The organism is Rhizobium sp. 11_C7_N12_5, assembly GCF_051811145.1.
Lineage (GTDB): Bacteria > Pseudomonadota > Alphaproteobacteria > Rhizobiales > Rhizobiaceae > Rhizobium > Rhizobium lusitanum.
The window spans coordinates 2,031,284-2,050,616 of the sequence record NZ_JBPWPY010000002.1; the positions used below are offsets into that span (position 1 = coordinate 2,031,284).

Consider the following 19,333-nt stretch of genomic DNA (forward strand, 5'->3'; position numbering starts at 1 on the left):
GAAGATAGTAGCGAGCCTAACGGCGCGAACCGAAGGGGCGGAGCGTCATGTGGCGGTTGACGTCCTTGTAGAGCAGGTAGCGGAACGGGCCGGGGCCTCCGGCATAGCAAGCCTGCGGGCAGAAGGCGCGCAGCCACATGAAGTCGCCGGCTTCCACTTCCACCCAGTCCTGGTTCAGGCGGTAGACGGCCTTGCCTTCCAGCACGTAGAGGCCATGCTCCATGACATGGGTCTCCGCGAAGGGAATGACGGCACCGGGCTGAAGGGTGACGATCGTCACATGCATATCGTGGCGGAGATCGGAAGGATCTACGAAACGGGTCGTCGCCCAGCGCCCTTCCGTGCCGGGCATGGTGGACGGCGTGATATCCTTCTCGTTGAGGATAAGCGGTTCGGGATGATCCAGCCCTTCGACGGCCTCATAGGCCTTGCGGATCCAGTGGAAGCGGGCATGGGCGGTGCTGCGGTTGTGCAGCGACCAGGTCAGGCCCGGCGGCAGGAAGGCATAACCGCCCGGCTGGAGAATGTGCTTGCCGGCCGGCAGCGTCAGTTCAACCTCGCCATCAACGACGAAGAGCACGCCTTCGGCTTCCGGATCCTGCTCCGGCCGGTCGCTACCGCCGCCCGGCGCCACTTCCATGACATATTGGGAAAAGGTCTCGGCGAAGCCGGAGAGCGGGCGGGCAATCACCCAACAGCGCGTGTCGTTCCAGAAGGGCAGGAAGCTGGTGACGATGTCCTGCATCACCCCCTTGGGGATGACCGCATAGGCCTCCGTGAATACAGCTCTTCCTGTCAGGAGATCACTTTGCGGCGGATGGCCGCCAAGGGAAGAGTAGTAGTTTCTTTGCATCGTCTGGGCCCTTCGTTCTCAGAGTTCCGGGAGGCTGCGGCATTCGCCTCCATATTAGATGGTGTCAAAGCCTTAACAAGGATATCCGGGGACACCTGCAAGCTTCCATGCGCAAGACTACTCCGGATGTGGGACAATATCCTCCCTTCGTTCCACCGGATCTTTCGTGCTGCCGCGCTCAATCAGGAACTGAAGGTGGTGAATCGCCGTACTTCGAAGTCGGCGGAAATATTTATCAAGATTCTCACAGGCGTCGAGGTCGGCGAATTCGTTTTCGCCAACCCGCCTTTTCAGAACATCGGATGGAAGGCGTATCGAAGTAGATCGCCTCCTGGGGGTTCGGTACAAAGCAAGCCTCGGGCTCAGCGCCAATTGACGCCGCTGCTCATCGTCGGTGCGGGAGCATCCCCCGCCAGCCGCCCTGCCTTAAATCGCCTCCCTCGGATGCGGTGTATCTTCATAGGCGCCCCAGATCGATTGATCCAGATTGATGGCAGCGCCGGTCATCAGACCGGATTCCCTGGAAGACAGATAGGCGACAGCGCGTGCAACCTCGGCCGGCTCGACAAGCCGGCCGAATGGTTGATTGGCAGCCGCCTTCGCCAACCAGTCGTCGCCAGCGCCATGATACTCCCGTTGGATGCGGTCCTCGCCATCGCTTGCCATCCAGCCGATATTGAGCGCATTGACCCTGATCCGGTTTCTCAAAAGGGCGAAGGCAGTGTTGCGGGTCAGCGTGTCGAGCGCCCCCTTGGACGAGCAATAGGCACTGATGAAGGGCTGCCCGGCCATCGACGACATCGAGGAGATGTTGACGATCGTGCCCTCGATGCCATTGGCGATCATGTTCTTGATCGCGTCCTGCATCAAAAAGAACGGCGCACGCACATTGACTGCGAAGATCCGGTCGAACAGCTCCGGATCGGTATCGAGAATCGTGCCCCGGTCGGTGATCGCGGCAACGTTGACTAGGGCGTCGATCCGGCCGAACCGCTCGGCCGCTGTGTCTATGACCTTGCGGCAATCCTCAACCCGGCCGAGATCAGCTGCGACGAAGACGACCGGCGTGCCATATCGGTCACCGATCTCCCGTGCCTTGGCCTCGCCCTTGGCGGTGCTGCGGCCGCAGATCGTAATCCCTGCGGCGCCGCGCTCGGCAAAAAGACGTGCGACTTCCGCACCCAGCCCCTGCGTGCCGCCGGTGACGACGGCAAATTTTCCATCCAGGCGATTCATCGGACCTTCACGCCTCCCTGCGTGTTGCGTGAGCCGCGATCAGCTCCGCAAAGCGCCCAGCATCCACCTTGGCGTCGATCGCCTCGGCCATGATCTGGGCCTGCGTTTTCGGTGCAAGGCCTCCGACCGGCGGATCGCTGTCGAGATTGGTGGGGAAGGCATAGCCTTCGGCCGTCGATGCGATCACATTGGCCGCCTCGGCGCGGTTCAGCGCGCCTGCCTCAAGCGCGGCGAGCAGCGCAGGATAGACTGTGACCGACATCCGGTTCCGATTGATGCTTTCCATTGCCCGTCCGAATGCCGATGACACCTGCAGGAGATTTGCCATGCGGTAGATGTCCTTTGAGACATTGTTGCCGGCGCCATGCATGACCGCCGGATTGAAGAAGACGGCATCGCCCTTCTTCAGCGGCAGCTGCACATGGTGCTCCGCGAAGTGCGCCTGAAACTCCGGACGGCCGAAGGCGATGTAGCCTTCGAAGAACGTCTGAGAATAGGGCAGAAACAGCGTCGGTCCGCTTTCGAGCGGCATGTCGCAATGCGCGACGGCTCCTTGCAGGGTGAGCAGAGGCGAAACGGCGTGGATATGTCCGGGATAGGCCTGCATCTGCTGGGGCGTCATGAAGCCGAGGTGGTAGTCGCGATGCGGCTTCTGCGCGGTGCCGGCTGGATTGACCCGGTTCATCTGCGCGGTCATCTGGTAGCCGGCGCCCAGCCAGGCTTCCGATACCATGGCGACGGCGGTGGAGGCATAGTAGCGGGTGAAATTCTCCGGATCCGCCAGGCAGTGCTTCTCAAGCGAGTTCCAAATGCGGTCATTAGCGCCGGGCTTGGCAAAGTGGTCGCCCGCGCCTTTGCCTTTCTCGCGCTCGTCGCGGACGATTGCATCGAACACGGCAGTGGCACGATCGACAACCGCACCGTCGGGCATGGCATTCTTGATGGCGATGATGCCGGGACCGGAGGTGAATGCTTCGACCCATTCAGCCATCAGCGCGCGGCGATCATGTTCATCTCCTGCGGCGTTCCGGACCTTCTCGCCATCATAGATGAGGATGTTCTTCTCGATTCCGTCGGCAAAGGGCCAGTCTGCCGGGTCAGCAGTCTTTTCGACCAAAGTCCTGAAATGATCGAAGCTGCCGCAATCGGCCGAAAGCCAAACTTTCCGGCTGCGCCGGCTGGCGAGCGTCTGAGTGTCCATGGTGATCTGCTCCCGAAGTGGTGTTGGACTTATGCATTGATCGTAATATCCGCCCGGCCTATGAGAAAGGCAGAAAAGCCCTCAAAAACACCTCATAAGGAAAACCGGTGACATCACGCTTTCCGCTGAAGGATATCGCCTTGCAGGCCGGCCTCAGTCTGGCGACCGTCGACCGGGTGATGCATGAACGAGCGGGCGTTCGCGCCGTCACGCGAGCGCGGGTCGCGGCGGCAATTTCCGAACTGGAACGGCAGTATCTACAATCGGGCCTCGCCGGGCGGCGCTTCGTCATCGATGTCGTGATGGACACGCCTCAGCGCTTTTCCACGGCGGTACGCGAAGCATTCGAGGCCGAACTACCCGGCATGCGTCCCGCTTCGTTTTCCGCACGATTTCACGTCGCCGAGACGATGAGCGAGCAGGAATTGCTGTCCATCCTGCACGCCATACGCCGGCGCGGGAGCCATGGTGTCATCCTGAAGGCCGCTTCGACGCCGGCGATTGCCGAGCTTGCTGCCCAGCTCATGGCGGCAAAAATTCCGGTCGTCACGCTGGTGACCGATCTGCCGGCAAGCTCCCGGATTGGCTATGTCGGCATGGACAACCGGGTGGCGGGTGCGACGGCGGCCTATCTGCTCGGGCGCATGGCGGGAGGGCGGACGGGCAAGGTGCTGGTGACACTGTCGAGCAGGCTCTTTGCCGGTGAAGACGAGCGCGAACAGGGATTCCGCAATGTGCTCGCCGAGCGATTTCCCTGGCTTTCCGTCGCGCGGATCTCCGAAGGTTTCGGCGTCGATCGCACGACAGAACTGCTCGTTCGCGATGCGCTGGAACAGGAACCGGACATTCGCGCAGTTTACTCGATCGGCGGCGGCAATCGCGCCATATTGAAAGCCTTCACCGAGGCCCGGCGCGAATGCACGGTCTTTGCGGCTCATGATCTCGATCAAGATAATATCAAGCTTCTGGCCGCAGGCGACATTGCCTTCGTCATTCATCACGATCTGCGGCACGACGCGCGCAGCGCTTGCCAGCTCGTGCTTGCCTATCACCGGATGCTGCCGGCCGATTTCCAGGTGGCGCAGTCGCGGGTTGCGATCGCAACACCCTTTGATCCCTCGCACTGACACGCAGATTGACGAAGACACGATGACTTCGTTAGCTGATCGGCACGGGAAAGAAAGAGCGCGCGGATTGGCGAGGTGTTGGTCCGAATTCTGCAACTGTCATTTCGTGCGCGGGCCGCCTCTGCGCGATGCGCGTTCGCCACGACTATAGGCGCCCTTAACGGCTGCTCAAAGACGCAGACGAAGCGGTGTACCCAACGTGACCAATTTGCCATCGATACAAATAAGCAAGCATGTGCAGAAACGCCGCAGCATATCCCTCAACGCGGGCGGCGGATCGCTCGCACCTTGCCGCTGCCGCCGCCACCGGCGAAAAAGAGGTCGCCGCCGTTGGATTCGAGGCCAGAGACGCCGGTGCCCTCAGGCATTTCCAGCCGTTCCAGCACTTCGCCCGTCATCGGATCGATGCGGCGAACGTCGCTTTCGTCGCCGTCCCAGGTGCCGTGCCACAACTCGCCATCAACCCATGTGACACCCGTAACGATACGGTTGGATTCGATGGTGCGCCTGATAGCACCGGTTTCGGGGTCGATTTCGTGGATCTTGCGGCCGCGGTGCTGGCCCACCCACAGGCTTCCCTCGCACCAGGCGAGACCCGAATCGCCGCCGTTGCCGGGCGCGGGAATGGTGGAGAGCACCTTTCCGCTCTCGGGATCGATTTTGTGAATCCGGTCCTCGGCGATCTGGTAGAGATAGCGCCCGTCGAAAGCGGTGCCCGCATGCGAGGCGACGTCGATCGAGCGCACCTGCGCTCCGCTTTCTGGGTCCAGGGCGTGCAGCTTTTCGCCAGAGGCGAACCAGACATGCCGGCCGTCGAAGGTAACGCCGTTTACGCGGGGCGCATTCTCGAAGGGGCCATATTCGCGAATGACCTCAGCTTGAGACTTTTTCATAGTATCCATCCTCCGGTCAGCATCTGTTGAATTCGGCAGCTCCAACCCTAGTCGCTCGGCAGCGGTCCCGGGAGTAACAATGTTGTCGGGAAGCCGACGACCGGCGGCATCATCCAGCGACAAGCGCGGCCATTGCCGATGCTTTGCACCCGCCCGGTGGCCGCCAGTGCATCGAGCGCCCGCTGCACCGTGCGCGGACTTGTGGCCAGCGCGATCGCCAGCGCCGAACTCGACCAGGATTCGCCGTCGGCGAGCAGCGCAAGCAGAGAGGCGTGCTCCGCCTCGACAGGTGGCGCCAGCACAACGATATCGCGTTTTCCATGCGGCGTCAGCGCAAAGCCGTGCGTCGTCGCGCCAATATCGGCAAAAGGTTCCAACGCAGTGCGCAGCCTGCCGATCTCGACTCTGAGCCGTGCCCGGTGGGATTCGTCGGCATGGCGGGCGTGGAAAGCGCGGGAAAGCAGCACGGCGCGCGACGCGTCCGCGGGAGCAGCCTCGGCAAGCACCCGCGCCAGTGTAAACAGCACCGGCCGACTCGCCAAAGACACGACTTCACCGCCGCTGCGCACGACATTGCGGCAGGCGTCGATGACCAGCGCTCCGGAGGACAGCAGAGCCTCCACCTCGCCGAGCGAAAGCAGGCGCTCCCTGCCGTGTGCGATTAGCCGGGCCGCCGGTGCGTCGAGAACGCGCGCGGCGTCGCGCACTTCGATCGTGAGCGCGGGAATGCCGGCCTTGCGTGCTGCCTCCGCCGCTCGCGCCAGGGCACCACGGGCCTGCTCGGTACGAAGGCGGCGGATAGCGATACCGGCAACCGCAAGCTCATGGCTTGCCCTTGCGGCCGGCGGTAGCGGCGAGGGATCAAGTTTCGCGAGCATCCGTTCGGCCTCGTCGAGATGACCGATAAGCAGCAGGCGGCGTATCTGCAGGTTGCGGGCGTGAGCGGCATTGATGCGGTCGCCATGCTTGTCGAGGACGGCCCGCGCCGTCTCCAGCGTCTTTTCCGGCCAACCGAGATCTCGCGAAACGAGGGCAATCTCCGCCTCGGCCACGACGCAACGGGCGCGGGCCACCGCCTCGCGGGGGCCGAAGGCGCGCGCGGCGCTCTTCAGCAGCGTCTTGGCGCGGACTAGGTCGCCGAGCTGCGCCATCGCAATGCCGCGAAGCGCCAGCGCCGGTGCATCGTCGCGTAGCGCCACGCGTTTCATCGCGCCCAGCGGATCGCCTGACGCAAGCGCCTGTGCGGCGGCGATGATCAGCGAGTCCATCGAAATCCCGTCACACTTGTAACTCCCACCCGTCCTGCTTCCAGCCGTAAGTTATTCCCCATCGGCCTGCAAGATGCCGCGCCGGATAGACAAACCTAGCAGACACAGGAGATCAACCATGACGATGCACAGGACAGGAACGCGTAAGGAGTGGCTTTCGGCGCGGCTTTCCCTGCTGGAAGAGGAAAAGGAGCTGACGAGGCGCAGCGATGAAATTGCCGCGAGCCGCCAGCAGTTGCCCTGGGTAAGGGTGGAAAAGGACTATCGGCTCGAAACAGGGGATGGCACGGTTCCGCTCTCGGCGCTCTTCAAGGGGCGCTCCCAGCTTCTCGTCTACCACTTCATGTTCGGACCGGACTACACGGCCGGCTGCCCATCCTGCTCGTCGATCGCCGATGGCTTCAACGGCTTTGCCGTGCATCTTGAAAACCATGACGTCGCCTTTTCCGCGGTATCCCGGGCGCCGCTTGCGAAACTGCAGGAATTCAAACGTCGCATGGGCTGGACCTTCGACTGGGCCTCGTCGGCCAACAGCGACTTCAACCACGATTTCAACGTCTGGTTCACACCGGAGGAGCAGCGCGACGGCAACATCGAATACAACTACCGCCGCGAGCCGCCGATGCCCGAGCCGCTGGCGGGCAAGACGGTGCAGCAATGGGAGTTGCGCGGCAGCGAAGGCCCGGTCGCGCAGATCGCCTCGATGACAGGAACGGATGTCGCGACTTACACGCGCGACCGGCCGGGTGTCAGCGCCTTCGCTATGCAGGATGGCGAGATCTATCACACCTATTCGTCCTATGCCCGCGGACTAGACGGCCTCTGGGGCATGTATCAGTGGCTCGACCGGGCGCCGCTCGGCCGCAACGAAACCGGTGTCTGGTGGCGTCATCACGACCGCTATGGAGCCTAGCCGATGTCCAGATTGTCTGAAATCCACGAAAGGGCCGGCGCGCGTGCCGCCGGCCTGCTGCAATATGCGGGCATCGGCCGCTGGCTTCAGCTGGCCGCGGCGCCAACCTTCGCCGCAATGGCGCTGCTGACCGCCCGCGATGGCGCAGCCGACATGATCTGCTCGGTGCAAGGCGGCTCGCTGTTTGGCGGAATGGCGCCGATGTATCTCCTAATGAGCCTGTTCCATGCCGGAGCCTGGCTGAGGCTTCTTGCAGGAGAAGAGAGTGCGCGAGGCCCTTGAGCGACCCTCTGCCTTGCTGCTCGAGCCAATCAATCCGACTATCGGAACATGGTCACCGCAGCGGAATCCAGAGCGGGCTCTTCCAGGCCTTCAACGCATCGAGAAAGACTTGCAGCTTCGATGGCAGGAAGCGCCGTGTCTGATAAACCGCGTGCACGAAGATTTCGGGCGAGGACCAATCCGGCAGGAGGCGGACGAGTTCGCCGCGTTCGATCCGGTCGTCACAATAATTCGAAGGCAACAGGCCTACGCCGTGGCCCTTGTAGGTAAATGCGCTTACCGACTGGAAATCGCGGCTCGCGATCGGTCCCGAAACCTGCACCTTCGCCGATTTGCGGCCGTTGACCAGATGCCATTCGGTTTCATTGTTGCGGCCATTCAACAGGACGCATTGATGCTCCCGCAAATCCTCGGGTTTGGTGGGTAGGGCACGACCCTGCAGATAGGTCGGCGTCGCGACTACATAACGGACGCTCTTGCCGACGCGCTGCGCAATGATCGTCGAATCCTGCAATTCTCCGAAACGGATGGCGAGATCGACATTCTCGGCGATCAGATCGAGAAACGTATTGGTGATGAAGAGATCGACCTGGATGCGCGGATAGTTTTTCAGAAACGCAGAAATGAAATCATAGAAGGGTTCCTGCCCCAGGACCACCGGCACGGAAATCCGAAGCAGGCCCTCCGGCTTTCTCTGTGCGTGAATGAGCACCCGCTCGGCATCATAGAGGTGGTTGAGCGGCTCGTTGCACTGATTGAAATAGGCGCGTCCCTGTGCGGTGAGGTTCAATTTGCGTGTCGTGCGCTGCAGGAGCGTCACACCCAGCTGCTCTTCGAGCGCTGTTACTCTGCGGCTCACCGTCGAGACCGGCATGCCGAGCGCATGGGCGGCCCGGCTGAAGCTCTCGAGCTGCGCTACTTTCACGAAAACAGCGATGTCGTTCAGATCAGTCATCTTCTGATTTTTGCATAGATGGAAAATTGATTCCATATATTTCCATCTAATCACGTAAAGCCCAAGTGGGCATATTCCTCCCACGAGAGCAAACCAACCACCTCATCCTCTCTCGATCGGTCCGGCCTTCCGGGCCGATGCATGGCGGTGAGGTCGCTTCGTGAAATGGAGAACGACAATGCAAACAGAAAAAACAGTAGTGATTACCGGTGCTTCGCAGGGCATTGGTGCCGGCCTTGCCAATGCCTTCCTCGACCGAGGCTATAATGTTGTCGCGACATCGCGGCGCGTCAGTCAAACCAACGAGATCAAGGCCTCCGACAGGCTGGCTCGCATCGACGGCGACATCGCCGATCCCGCCACGGCTGAGCGCGTCGTCGAGACCGCGCTCGCCCGCTTCGGGACGATCGACGCTCTGGTCAACAATGCCGGGATTTTCTTCACCAAGCCGTTCATCGACTACACCCTGGAAGATTACCGCAAACTATCCTCGACGAATCTGGAGGGTTTTCTGCATCTGACCCAATTGGTCGTGCGCCAGATGTTGATGCAGAAGACCGGCGGCAGTATCGTCAGCATCACCACGCCTCTGGTTGATCACCCGATCGCCGGCGTCAACGCTTCCGTCGCGATGGCCACCAAGGGTGGTATCGAGGCACTCTCCAAGAACATCGCCCTCGAATACGCAAAGGAAGGAATTCGTGTGAACACGGTAGCGCCCGGCGTCGTCGACACGCCGCTTCACAAGGATAATCCGAGGGATTTCCTTAACACGCTGTCGCCGATGCACAGCATTTCCAGCGTCCGGGAGATCGCCGACGCCGTCCTCTTCCTGACAGAGGCTCCGCGTATAACCGGGGAGGTGCTGCACGTCGACGGCGGCGCACATTTGGGAAAATGGTAAGCGCTGGCGAAGCGCCGGCCGCTGGCGCAGAACAGCGGCTGAAGGATCTTGGTATCGCGCTTCCTCCGCCTCCCACGCCGTTCGGCGCCTATGTGGAGGCGGTGAAGATCGGAAAGCTGCTGTTCCTGAGCGGAATGCTCCCGGTCGTTGACCGCAAGCCGCAATATGTTGGACGCGTTGGCGGCGAACTATCCGCAGAGGACGGACGCAAGGCGGCCGAGATCGCCACCTTGAGCGCGCTTGCCGCCATCAAGGAATATCTTGGTTCATTCGACAAGGTGGCAGGCATCGCCAAGCTCGGCGTCTATATTGCGACGGAAGGCGATTTCCGGGATCATCCGAAAGTGGCCGATGGCGCATCCGAGCTCCTCCTCAAGGTCTTCGGCACGGAGATGCTGTCGGGCCGGATCGTCCTCGGAGTGGTCAGCCTGCCCCTCGGCATGCCGGTTGAAGTCGAACTCGTGCTCGAGCTCGCAGAGTGAAACACCGCGCCCCGGTCCGGTCGGGGCGCTTCACATCCGTCCGCGCCACGCCCCCTGTGGTTGCTTCCTGCAGGGGGAAAGCTCGCGGGACGATGATGGAACAAGCTGTGGTGACTTCGGCGTCCAACCCGCCCGCTTCCCAGGCTCGCCGCGCGCCAAGCTGAACCCTGTCGCTCTGCGGCATGCTTGATGCAATTTGACGTTACGGTTTAGGGGCGATTGATTCATACGAAATACGGTGAGCGAATACCAATTAAGGCTTATAGTAGTATATCCACAGATTACATACATTTATCAAATATTTCTCTATTAATACTTATAATATTCGAGCATATATTATGTTTATACATTTTGTTTCTGCGTGATGCAGTTGCGCATCTACTACCTATTGATATGAAGAAATTACAAAGCATGACCGAAATATTGGATTTCGGCACGTGCATTTCCTTCTCTATCGTATGCGCGGGGGGCCGTCGGCTTCCAATCAAGGGGGAACAGCCGGATCAATGAACGTAGCGGGTGGTCGTCAGCGTCGTTCCGATCAGGCATATCGATTGGAGAAACTAATGAATATCAAGAGCCTTCTTCTCGGCTCCGCTGCTTCACTGGCAGTAGTTTCCGGCGCTCATGCGGCCGACGCTGTCGTCGCTGCTGAGCCGGAGCAGCTTGAGTACGTCCGTATCTGCGATGCTTACGGCGCCGGCTACTTCTTCATCCCGGGCACCGAAACCTGCCTCAAGATTGGCGGCAAGGTTCGTACCGAAGGTCAGTGGTACAGCGCGTATGATCCGAACGCCCGTTTCGGTACGCTCTGGCACACCCGCGCTGAGCTGCAGCTGCAGACCGCGACGGACACCGAATACGGTCCGCTGAAGACCAACACCGAGCTGCGTTGGGACTGGGACGACGGCGGCTCGACGTTCACCAACCTGCTGCATGCCAGCATCAGCCTCGGTGGCTTCACCGTTGGTAAGGAAGACTCGCAGTTCAACGTCTTCACCGGTTATGCCGGCGACGTCATCAACGACGACGTGGTTTATGACGGTCCGTACGAGCTGAACCAGATCACCTACAACTACGATGCAGGCAACGGCTTCACGGCTGTGATCTCCGTCGAAGATACCAATTCCGGTACGGGCGCTACTGGCGCTAACGGCGAAGACAGCTCCGACCATTACGCTCCCGACGTTGTTGCCGGTGCCGGCTTCAAGTCTGGCGCATGGGGCTTCAAGGTTGTTGGCGGCTACGACTCGATCGTCGAAGAAGGCGCCATCAAGGCTCGTGTCGATGCTGACTTCGGTGTCTTCTCGGCCTTCTTGATGGGTGGCTGGAACACCGACGGCGACAAGCTCAACAAGTATGCCGGCACCAATACCGGGACCGCTTGCCCTGCTGGTCGTCCGGCGCTGTGCGGCTGGGGCGACTGGGCACTTTGGGGCGGCGTTGGCGTTCCGATCAACGAAAAGCTGAAGTGGAACCTCCAGCTCGCCTACACCGACTCGAAGATCTTCGCAGCGACCACGAACATCAAGTGGTACCCGGTCAGGAACCTGCTCATCGAGCCGGAGCTCTCCTACACCAGCTGGGATTCGATCAATCAGGACCAGTGGGCCGGCATTCTCCGCTTTGAGCGCAGTTTCTAATCCAATCTGATCTGAAATAGGCCTCCGATCAGAAAAGAGAGGAAGGCTCGGTTCCGACCGAGCCTTCTTTCCGTCCAGGAAAGCTTGAGTCTGGGCCTAATCCCTCCGCTGACCTAGGGGCCTGGTATTGCTCTAGTCGGAAATTTGTTCGAACCTGATGTGCTGCGCTCCTTCCCAAAGCACCAGACGACCCAATTCAGCAAGCTTGTCGAGGTTGGAAGTCACCGTGATGAAGTGATTGCCGGCGAGCTGGCCCATTTTCGACGAGAAATCGACGCCGCCATAGGCAAGCAGGATTTCGGTTTCGCTGATGCCGCCCGGATAGAGGATGATATGCCCCGGTGCCGGATGGCTCGTATGGTTTTCGTATCCAACGCCGAAGTCGAGATCGCCGAGAGGAATCCAGACGCCCTCGCCCGACCAGCGGACATGGACGATCTGGCCCTCGAACGGCATCTGCTTGAGGAAGGCCTCGCAGGTCTTGGGCGCTTTCGCGGTTTCAAGCACGGCATCGAATTCGAAAGGACCGGCAGTAATCTTCAATTTCATCGGAATTCTTTCTTTGAGTTGGAAATGTCGCTTATCGGCCCGGAAAGCATCGGACGCGGTTGCTTCCTCAGTGCTGCAGGATCTTTCCGAGGAAAGCTTCGGTTCTCGGATTGTGCTTGCCGGCGAAGAATTCTTCGCTCGGGCGATCCTCGACGATCTCGCCCTGGTCGATGAAGATCACGCGGGTGGCGACACGGCGGGCAAAGCCCATTTCATGGGTGACGACCATCATGGTCATACCGTCTTTCGCAAGCCCGGTCATGACATCGAGTACTTCCGAGATCATCTCCGGATCGAGCGCCGAAGTCGGCTCGTCGAAGAGCATCGCCAGGGGATCCATGGCAAGCGCCCGCGCAATCGCCACGCGCTGCTGCTGGCCGCCGGAAAGCTGGCTCGGATATTTATTGGCATGGTCGGCAAGCTCGACGCGATCGAGAAGCTGCATCGCTTTCGTTTTCGCAATCGTCTCGCTGCGCCCGAGCACGATCTTCTGCGCCAGCATGAGATTGTCGATGATGGTCAGGTGCGCGAAGAGCTCGAAATTCTGGAAGACCATGCCGATGCGCGTGCGCAGGTTCGGCAGATCCGTCTTCGGATCTCCCACCTCGATCCCGTGGACGCGAATGGAGCCCTTCTGGAAAGGCTCCAGACCGTTCACGCATTTGATCAGCGTCGACTTGCCGGAACCGGACGGGCCGCAAACCACGACGACCTCGCCACGATCGACCTTGACGGTGCAGTTCTTCAGGACTTCGTAGTTGCCGTAGAATTTGGAGACGCCACTGATTTCGATCATGAGCAACCTTTCGCGAAACGAGTGATGGAAAACGGTTGCAGCGCTCTGCCGCTCTCCCGGCCAAGGACGAGCTGTGCCGTCAGCTGGCCGACGATCGGGCCAAGCGTGTAGCCGTTCGATGTGACAGCGCTGAAGTAGCCGGGCCGCGACGGATGCTCGCCGAGGATCGGCGCGCCGTCGATATTGATGTTCATCGCCGCCCAACTGCGGATGACATGAAGCTTGCGCAGCGCCGGGACCACATGCTGGGCAACCCAAAGATTGCCCTCAAGGCTCGAAAGCAGCGGCCTTGGATGCTGATGCACCGGATCGAGACCGGCCGTCCAGCCGCCGCCGATGATGAAGTTGCCGTTCGCCGCCTGCTTCAGGGTCAGGTGGCGATCGGCATGGGCGACGAGGCAGGAGATCAGGGGTGCTGCTGCCTCCGTCACCACCATCTGCAGCGGTGCACCGAAGACGGGAATATCGAGACCAAGCATCGATCCGATGCGCGACGAGAAGGCGCCGGCTGCATTGACGATGCGTTTTGCCCTGATGACGCCGCGCGACGTGGCGACATCGAAGCCGGCCGGACCTGGCACGATGCCGATGACTTCACATCGGTCGAAGATGCGGGCACCTTTCGCCCGCGCTGCTTCGAGAATGCGCTGTGTGGCGACCAGCGGATTGATCTTGCCTTCCTGCGCGCAATAGGCGGCGCCGACAAAGTCCGGCGACAGGGCCGGTTCCAGCGCCCGCAATTCTTCTTGGCCAATCAGCCGGCAATCAATGCCGGCCCGCTGCTCGACACCGACTTTCTCGGCAAGGAAGCGCATATGCGCCTCGGACTCGGCGACCATCAACCCGCCCGTCACCTTCATCTCGAAATCGCAACCGAGTTCATCCTGCAGGGCGGCCCAAAGGGCGATGGAATCGCGCTGCAAGGGCAGCGTCTGCTCGGCCGCGCTACCGCCGCCTTCGGCGCGCGCGCCGTGATCGAAAGACAGAAGCTGCGCATGAAGGCTGCCGGCATTGCCGCCCGAGGCCAGCGAGTTCGGAAAGGCGCGCTCCAATACCGTGACCTCCTCGCCTTCACGGGCGAGAAAGAGGGCCGTCGACAGCCCGGCAATTCCGGCGCCGATCACCAGCGTAGACGTTTGCGACAACGGCAGCGGTTCGCGGCTTTCCAGTGGTGGCCTCTCCGGCAGCAGCGCCCGCCTGTGGCCACCCCATTCCGGCTTTTCAACCGCGAGTGCTGCGAGCGGCACCGGCCGTAATGGCATTTGCGGCGCCAGAAAGCCGCGCGTTTCGCCGGATGCGCGGGTTTCTCCAGCGACGACGGCAATCGCGTGCCCACAATAGCGGCTCTGGCAGCGCCCCATCCCGGCACGGGATAACCGCTTCAGCGTCGCAATATCCTTGGCGCTGTGCTCGCCAAGCGCCCGCAGCGTGCCATAGGTCACACCTTCGCAGCGACAGATGACGGTCTGATCAGGCGGCACATTGCCTGCCGCAGGACGAGCCGGTTTGAAAGCTGTCCAGAGCGCGGCTTGAAAAGCCCTGTGCCGCGCAAGCCTGCGTTCGGCCTCGGTATCGGCAGCGACGTCAAACCCCAGCTTTCGCGCCACGGCGATCCCGGCGAGCCGACCTTGCGCCAGAGCGATATGCGCGCCGCCGAAACGCGCCGCCTCCCCGACTACATGCACATGCGGAAGCGTCGTCTCGCCATCGTCCTTACGGATGACGGCAAGGTTTCCATCGATGACTTCATGGCCGCAACCGAGCAGCCGGGAAAGCTCGTTCGATGAAGCGAAATCGCCGCCGATGAGAACGGTATCTGCCTCAAGCCTCGCTTCACCATTCGGTCCAGTGATGGTGATCGCTTCGACACCGGCCGTCCCCTCTATCGCCGCAAGGCTGCTTTCCCACAGAATCGGAATGCCGGCGGCGTGCAAGGCTGCTAGCTGCCGAACACCGCCCAGTGCAAGCGCCCTGTCAGCCGCAAGAAGCTTAAGCGCCGTCAGCGGCTGCTTCCACGGCGCCGGAGCGGATTCCACCAGAGCGACCACGGAGCCACCCGCCTTGCGGATCTCGTTGGCGACCTGGATGTTGAGTGGCCCGTTGCCGACAATGACGATCCGACCGGCGGGCACCGTGCCATAGCTTCTGAGCAGCGTCTGCGCTGCGCCTGCCGTCATGACGCCGGGCCGTGTCCAACCGGGAACGGCAGCCGGCCGTTCGTAGGCGCCCGTCGCGATGACGATCATTCGCGGTTTGCAGTAGAAAGCGCCTTGGGGACCGTAGCAGGCGATCCTTGCGCCGCTCTCGTCATTCTCCGCACCCCAGACGACCGTACTGGCCAGCGTCGATACGCCGGCAGCTTGCACGCGATTGATCAGGTCGGCTCCTGATCGTGCCTGCTCGTCGCCGGCAAGGCGCAATGTCGCCTTCGATGTCGAGGGTTGCTTGAAATATTGCCCGCCGGCGATGGCGCGCTCGTCGACAAGCGTCACGCTCGCCCCGGCCACTGAAGCGACTTCGGCAGCGGCAAGGCCGGCCGGTCCCGCGCCGATAATCAACACATCCATCTCGGTGCAGGCGATCGACGCCGGCACGTCGCAGAGGTCGGCAAAATCATCTGCCGCGAGCGCCGGCCTCGAGGACGGCCGGTCAACCCGCATGCCTTCCTTGACCGATGTCATGCAGGCGCGCTGGCTGACCTTGCCGTCGACAGTGACGAGGCAATCGTGACACGCGCCCATGCCGCAGAAAAGACCCCGCGCCTCGCCTTTGAGGCCGCGGGAAAAATCATGCCGCCCGCCCGCCTCGATTGCCGCGGCAATCGTCATCCCGCTTTCGGCATGCAGAGCCGCGCCGTCGAGGAAGAACTCGACGCGCGTTTCCGATCCGGATTGCGAGATTGCAAGGGAGGCGGACATTGCTCGATCCTCAGGCGCCGAATGTCAGACCGAAGTCCGAAACCAGCTTCTTCATGGCCTCATCCTGTGCGGGCGGCAACGGCAGCCGCGGCGGCCGTGGTGTTCCGGCGGCAAAGCCCATATGCGTCAGCAGCGACTTCGAACCGGCAACATAGGCCTGCCCGCCCACGGCCTGGATGATTGGCAGCCACTTCAGGTAAAGAGCGCGCGCCTCATCGATCTTCTTCTCATCCGCGACGAGCTCGAAAATCCGAGCCATCGGTCCCGGCGCGACGTTCGATGCAACCGCCACCCAGCCCTCAGCCCCCATCACGAAGGATTCGAAACCGAGGATACCACCGAAGACGGTCATATCCTCACCCGCCAGACGGATGATGTCACGCACTCGCGTTACTTCGAGGGTCGATTCCTTGATATAGTCACAACCTCTAATCTCGGCGATGCGCTTCACCAGCTCCGGCTTCAAATCGACATTGGCTGTCGCCGGGTTGTTGTAGACCATGATCGGAATGGAAATTGCAGAAGCAACCGTGCGGTAGTGATGAACGAGTTCGTCATCCGTCGGCGTGGAATAGAAGGGCGGAATGATCATGACGCCATCCGCGCCCATGGTTTCCGCCTTTTGGCTCAGACGAACACATTCGCGCGTGTCTTCCGCACCGGTTCCGATCAATACCGGAACGCGGCCGGCGACGGTTTCGATCACCGTCCTTGCGACCCCGTCGCGTTCCTCTTCGCTCAGCGACAGGAACTCGCCGGTCGAGCCGAGCGGGATGAGACCATGTATGCCCTCGCGCACCTGCCAATCGGTGAAGGCGGCGAGCGCCTTAAGGTCCACGGCGCCATTCGCGTCCAGCGGCGTGATCATCACGGTATAGACACCGCGAAACTTCCTAGTCATGTCAGATATCCTGGTTCTAGCGCTTCTCGGTGATGGAAAGCCGCGAGTTGGTGGCTTGACCGAAGCGCTTCTCGATATGGTTCTGGAAGAAATCCCAGAGCGTGGTCAGAAGGAGGTAGTAGATGGCCGCCACCGCGAAGAGCTCCAGCACCATGAAACGTTCCTGGATGAGAACCTGGGTTCGCCTCAGAAGCTCCTCCATGGAGATGACCGACGTCACGGAGGTCGTCTTCAGCAGGCCGTTGACGGAGTTTCCAAGCGGCGGAATGATGACCTTGAAGGCTTGCGGCATGACGATGTGGCGCATGATCTGCCGTTCCGTCATCCCGAGTGCTCGCGCGGCCCGGGCCTGCCCTTCCGGAACCGCCTCGATGCCGGCGCGGATGATTTCCGCAAGGTAGGCGGCTTCGTTGAGCGCAAGCCCGATCAAGGCCGCCTCGACCACGGTGAAGCGAATGCCGAACTGCGGCAGCGCCGTGTAGATTGCGATGAGCTGGACGAGCAGCGGCGTGCCGCGAAACAGCCAGATATAGGTCTTGGCGAGGATCTTGGCCGACCGGAAGGGTGATCGCCGCATCAGGGCAAGGGCAAATCCAAGGATAAGACCCGCCGTCAGCGACACGACGGTCAGCCATATGGTCGTGAAGACCCCACCGAGAATGAAGGGATTAAACAGGTATCCGAAGAAACCCGACCAGCTCCAAAGCGTCATGAACGTAGCTTTCTGCTCAAGGCGAGCGCGACAGACCCGCGCATCGCCATTCCGATGGACCGATCAAGCCGATCAGCGGCCAGGGCCCTTCACGGAATAATCACCGGACACCATAGGCAATCCGTACTTGTCGAACAGCGCCTTCAGCGATCCGTCGGCCTTCATTGCCTTGAGCGTCGCCGATACCGCATCGGCAAGGGCCGGGCTCTTGAAGGCGACGGCGACCGGCGCGGGATAGAGGCCGCTGAGAGCGCGCTTGAAGTCGCCCCGCGCATCATATTCCTTGGCGACGGCATCAATCGATACGACGCCGTCGACCTGCCCGGCACGCAAAGCCTGATAAGCAAGCGCGAAATTGTCGAAGGTCTGGATCGTCAAGCCCTGCTTGCCGGCATCGCGCAATTCCTTGTCGAGCAAACGCGTCTTGGTTTCCTCAAAGCCGCCGATTTCGACGCCGATCGTCATGCCGGCAAGGTCGTCCTTGCTGGCAACCTTCTTGGTGGAATTCGGCGCGATCGACACGCTGATCGCCTGGTCTTCATAGGGGATCATCTGCATGATCTTGGCGCGCTCTTCGGTGAAGAAGATGCCGGTGTTGATCATGTCCCAGCGGCCGGCTTGCAGGCCAGGCACCATCGCGGAGAACTCGATGCGGATATATTCCGGCTGAAGGCAGAGGCGCTTGGCGATCTCGGTGCCGAGCTCGATGCGCATGCCCTTCAGCTCGCCGCTGGAGTCGATGAACTGCAAGGGCGGCAGCGTCGGATTGGTCGACATGACGAGCTTGCCCGGCGTGATCAACTCGCCGGCTGCAACCTTCGGCGCGCAGGATTGGGCAAGAGCGAGCGATGTCGTCAGAGCTAGGAATGAGGCGGCAAGAACGCCGCGGGACAATTGAATTCGGAACATGATGACCTCTGGAGTTGTTTTTATTGGTGTCCCAAAGTTGCATTCATCTGGGATCCCACTTTTATACAAAATTCAGCCGCCGATGCAAGTGCTGTCGCGAAAGCTGTCAGTAATTTGTGAGAACGCCTTGTCGGACCGCATCGAGATGACGGGCCATTGCCTGCCGCGCCGCCTCGGGATCGCCCGCCGACAAAGCCGTGAGGATTGCCCGATGCTCGGCCATGTCGGGCTTTGCCCGGATCACTGCCATCTGCCTTTCGAAGATCGTGGTATAGCGCCGCATCTCGCCGATCGTGGCGGCCATGAAGGAATTGCCGCTCTCATTGGCGATGGACATATGCAGAGCATCATCAAACTGCCAGACGAGTTCCTGATCCGGGTCCGGATCGGCTTCGATTGCATCGAGCATTGCGGAAAGCGACGTCAACGCCTCCACGGGCATATGAGGGGCGGCGGCCGCCGCCGCGCTCGGCTCCAGCAGCATTCGCATCGACAGACTGTCGAGATAGTCCTTCAGCGTGATGACCCGGACGCAAAGCACCCCCTTGTCGTTGCGGACCAGCAGCCCCTCCCCCTCGAGGCGGCCGAGCGCATGCCGCATCGGCGAGCGCGATACCGCGTGCTTGGTGGCAAGCCGCCTTTGCTGCACCACCGATCCGCCGGCGAGCCGGGCCGAAAGAATATCGGCTAGAAGCAGGCGATAGGTCTCCTCCGCAAGGCTTTCGTCTTCCGCGTCGTTCAAGCGATCGTCCATGAGACCCCTTTTTCGTTGTTTGCGAGTTGGGCTATCA

19 protein-coding genes are annotated in these 19,333 nt (G+C 61.2%); 6 read left to right on the plus strand and 13 right to left on the minus strand.

The window, feature by feature from the left end:
• Positions 1-16: 16 nt before the first annotated feature.
• From AB8B29_RS28515 to AB8B29_RS28525, 3 genes are all read right to left on the minus strand, one after another.
• Complete coding sequence (locus AB8B29_RS28515; RefSeq protein WP_047552498.1) at positions 17-853, minus strand: bifunctional allantoicase/(S)-ureidoglycine aminohydrolase; 837 nt, start codon at positions 851-853, stop codon at positions 17-19.
• A 426-nt stretch (positions 854-1,279) separates the two neighbouring features.
• Positions 1,280-2,089: an SDR family oxidoreductase gene (locus AB8B29_RS28520; protein ID WP_092576956.1), complete on the minus strand. Its 810-nt coding sequence runs from the start codon at positions 2,087-2,089 to the stop codon at positions 1,280-1,282.
• 7 nt (positions 2,090-2,096) lie between these two features.
• On the minus strand, positions 2,097-3,290 hold the full coding sequence (locus AB8B29_RS28525; protein ID WP_092576958.1) for a phytanoyl-CoA dioxygenase family protein: 1,194 nt from the start codon (positions 3,288-3,290) through the stop codon (positions 2,097-2,099).
• Positions 3,291-3,397: 107 nt separating this feature from the next.
• Between AB8B29_RS28525 and AB8B29_RS28530 the strand changes: the two genes are divergently transcribed.
• Entirely contained in the window at positions 3,398-4,417 is a 1,020-nt protein-coding gene (locus AB8B29_RS28530; protein WP_162734475.1) for a substrate-binding domain-containing protein, read from the plus strand.
• A gap of 260 nt (positions 4,418-4,677) precedes the next feature.
• Here AB8B29_RS28530 and AB8B29_RS28535 read toward each other — a convergent pair whose 3' ends face one another.
• Positions 4,678-5,310, minus strand: a complete 633-nt coding sequence (locus AB8B29_RS28535; protein WP_047553244.1) for a Vgb family protein — start codon at positions 5,308-5,310, stop codon at positions 4,678-4,680.
• A 47-nt stretch (positions 5,311-5,357) separates the two neighbouring features.
• Positions 5,358-6,578 carry a DNA-binding protein gene (locus tag AB8B29_RS28540; RefSeq protein WP_037196978.1) on the minus strand — a complete coding sequence of 407 codons (1,221 nt, stop codon included), beginning with the start codon at positions 6,576-6,578 and terminating at the stop codon, positions 5,358-5,360.
• Between the two features lie 118 nt (positions 6,579-6,696).
• Between AB8B29_RS28540 and AB8B29_RS28545 the strand changes: the two genes are divergently transcribed.
• Positions 6,697-7,491: a DUF899 domain-containing protein gene (locus AB8B29_RS28545; RefSeq protein ID WP_037196979.1), complete on the plus strand. Its 795-nt coding sequence runs from the start codon at positions 6,697-6,699 to the stop codon at positions 7,489-7,491.
• A gap of 3 nt (positions 7,492-7,494) precedes the next feature.
• On the plus strand, positions 7,495-7,773 hold the full coding sequence (locus AB8B29_RS28550) for a hypothetical protein (RefSeq protein ID WP_092576963.1): 279 nt from the start codon (positions 7,495-7,497) through the stop codon (positions 7,771-7,773).
• 52 nt (positions 7,774-7,825) lie between these two features.
• On the opposite strand, the gene AB8B29_RS28555 is transcribed toward AB8B29_RS28550, so the two are convergent.
• The gene (locus tag AB8B29_RS28555) at positions 7,826-8,728 is read right to left on the minus strand and encodes a LysR family transcriptional regulator (protein WP_092576975.1); all 903 of its coding nucleotides are present in this window, start codon (positions 8,726-8,728) and stop codon (positions 7,826-7,828) included.
• A gap of 178 nt (positions 8,729-8,906) precedes the next feature.
• On the opposite strand from AB8B29_RS28555, the gene AB8B29_RS28560 reads away from it, so the two are divergent.
• The 3 genes from AB8B29_RS28560 (at position 8,907) to AB8B29_RS28570 (ending at position 11,757) form a co-directional block, all read left to right on the plus strand.
• A complete protein-coding gene (locus AB8B29_RS28560; protein WP_092576966.1) occupies positions 8,907-9,632 on the plus strand; it encodes an SDR family NAD(P)-dependent oxidoreductase in 726 nt (241 codons plus the stop codon).
• Complete coding sequence (locus AB8B29_RS28565; RefSeq protein ID WP_092576968.1) at positions 9,626-10,114, plus strand: RidA family protein; 489 nt, start codon at positions 9,626-9,628, stop codon at positions 10,112-10,114. The genes AB8B29_RS28560 and AB8B29_RS28565 overlap by 7 nt, the downstream gene beginning before the upstream one ends.
• 566 nt (positions 10,115-10,680) lie before the next feature.
• Positions 10,681-11,757 carry a porin gene (locus AB8B29_RS28570; protein ID WP_174157185.1) on the plus strand — a complete coding sequence of 359 codons (1,077 nt, stop codon included), beginning with the start codon at positions 10,681-10,683 and terminating at the stop codon, positions 11,755-11,757.
• A gap of 132 nt (positions 11,758-11,889) precedes the next feature.
• On the opposite strand, the gene AB8B29_RS28575 is transcribed toward AB8B29_RS28570, so the two are convergent.
• The 7 genes from AB8B29_RS28575 to AB8B29_RS28605 all read right to left on the minus strand — a co-directional run bounded on the left by AB8B29_RS28575 (position 11,890) and on the right by AB8B29_RS28605 (position 19,296).
• Positions 11,890-12,306 (minus strand): DUF3830 family protein, encoded by a 417-nt coding sequence (locus tag AB8B29_RS28575; protein ID WP_092577310.1) that lies wholly within the window; start codon positions 12,304-12,306, stop codon positions 11,890-11,892.
• 67 nt (positions 12,307-12,373) lie between these two features.
• Positions 12,374-13,102, minus strand: a complete 729-nt coding sequence (locus AB8B29_RS28580; protein WP_092577313.1) for an amino acid ABC transporter ATP-binding protein — start codon at positions 13,100-13,102, stop codon at positions 12,374-12,376.
• Entirely contained in the window at positions 13,099-16,020 is a 2,922-nt protein-coding gene (locus tag AB8B29_RS28585; protein WP_092577315.1) for an FAD-dependent oxidoreductase, read from the minus strand. Before AB8B29_RS28585 ends, AB8B29_RS28580 begins: the two co-directional genes overlap by 4 nt.
• A 10-nt stretch (positions 16,021-16,030) precedes the next feature.
• Positions 16,031-16,921: a 4-hydroxy-tetrahydrodipicolinate synthase gene (gene dapA / locus AB8B29_RS28590; protein ID WP_092577318.1), complete on the minus strand. Its 891-nt coding sequence runs from the start codon at positions 16,919-16,921 to the stop codon at positions 16,031-16,033.
• Positions 16,922-16,937: 16 nt separating this feature from the next.
• On the minus strand, positions 16,938-17,633 hold the full coding sequence (locus tag AB8B29_RS28595; RefSeq protein ID WP_037196988.1) for an amino acid ABC transporter permease: 696 nt from the start codon (positions 17,631-17,633) through the stop codon (positions 16,938-16,940).
• Positions 17,634-17,705: 72 nt separating this feature from the next.
• A complete protein-coding gene (locus tag AB8B29_RS28600) occupies positions 17,706-18,542 on the minus strand; it encodes an ABC transporter substrate-binding protein (protein ID WP_092577321.1) in 837 nt (278 codons plus the stop codon).
• A 106-nt stretch (positions 18,543-18,648) separates the two neighbouring features.
• Positions 18,649-19,296 (minus strand): GntR family transcriptional regulator, encoded by a 648-nt coding sequence (locus tag AB8B29_RS28605; protein WP_439006899.1) that lies wholly within the window; start codon positions 19,294-19,296, stop codon positions 18,649-18,651.
• Between the last annotated feature and the right edge of the window lie 37 nt (positions 19,297-19,333).

Coding starts and splice junctions, on each gene's coding strand:
- AB8B29_RS28515 (WP_047552498.1), bottom strand. CDS start 853: ATGCAAAGAAACTACTACTCTTCCCTTGGCGGCCATCCGCCGCAAAGT.
- AB8B29_RS28520 (WP_092576956.1), bottom strand. CDS start 2,089: ATGAATCGCCTGGATGGAAAATTTGCCGTCGTCACCGGCGGCACGCAG.
- AB8B29_RS28525 (WP_092576958.1), bottom strand. CDS start 3,290: ATGGACACTCAGACGCTCGCCAGCCGGCGCAGCCGGAAAGTTTGGCTT.
- AB8B29_RS28535 (WP_047553244.1), bottom strand. CDS start 5,310: ATGAAAAAGTCTCAAGCTGAGGTCATTCGCGAATATGGCCCCTTCGAG.
- AB8B29_RS28540 (WP_037196978.1), bottom strand. CDS start 6,578: ATGGACTCGCTGATCATCGCCGCCGCACAGGCGCTTGCGTCAGGCGAT.
- AB8B29_RS28545 (WP_037196979.1), top strand. CDS start 6,697: ATGACGATGCACAGGACAGGAACGCGTAAGGAGTGGCTTTCGGCGCGG.
- AB8B29_RS28550 (WP_092576963.1), top strand. CDS start 7,495: ATGTCCAGATTGTCTGAAATCCACGAAAGGGCCGGCGCGCGTGCCGCC.
- AB8B29_RS28555 (WP_092576975.1), bottom strand. CDS start 8,728: ATGACTGATCTGAACGACATCGCTGTTTTCGTGAAAGTAGCGCAGCTC.
- AB8B29_RS28560 (WP_092576966.1), top strand. CDS start 8,907: ATGCAAACAGAAAAAACAGTAGTGATTACCGGTGCTTCGCAGGGCATT.
- AB8B29_RS28565 (WP_092576968.1), top strand. CDS start 9,626: ATGGTAAGCGCTGGCGAAGCGCCGGCCGCTGGCGCAGAACAGCGGCTG.
- AB8B29_RS28570 (WP_174157185.1), top strand. CDS start 10,681: ATGAATATCAAGAGCCTTCTTCTCGGCTCCGCTGCTTCACTGGCAGTA.
- AB8B29_RS28575 (WP_092577310.1), bottom strand. CDS start 12,306: ATGAAATTGAAGATTACTGCCGGTCCTTTCGAATTCGATGCCGTGCTT.
- AB8B29_RS28580 (WP_092577313.1), bottom strand. CDS start 13,102: ATGATCGAAATCAGTGGCGTCTCCAAATTCTACGGCAACTACGAAGTC.
- AB8B29_RS28585 (WP_092577315.1), bottom strand. CDS start 16,020: ATGTCCGCCTCCCTTGCAATCTCGCAATCCGGATCGGAAACGCGCGTC.
- dapA (WP_092577318.1), bottom strand. CDS start 16,921: ATGACTAGGAAGTTTCGCGGTGTCTATACCGTGATGATCACGCCGCTG.
- AB8B29_RS28595 (WP_037196988.1), bottom strand. CDS start 17,633: ATGACGCTTTGGAGCTGGTCGGGTTTCTTCGGATACCTGTTTAATCCC.
- AB8B29_RS28600 (WP_092577321.1), bottom strand. CDS start 18,542: ATGTTCCGAATTCAATTGTCCCGCGGCGTTCTTGCCGCCTCATTCCTA.
- AB8B29_RS28605 (WP_439006899.1), bottom strand. CDS start 19,296: ATGGACGATCGCTTGAACGACGCGGAAGACGAAAGCCTTGCGGAGGAG.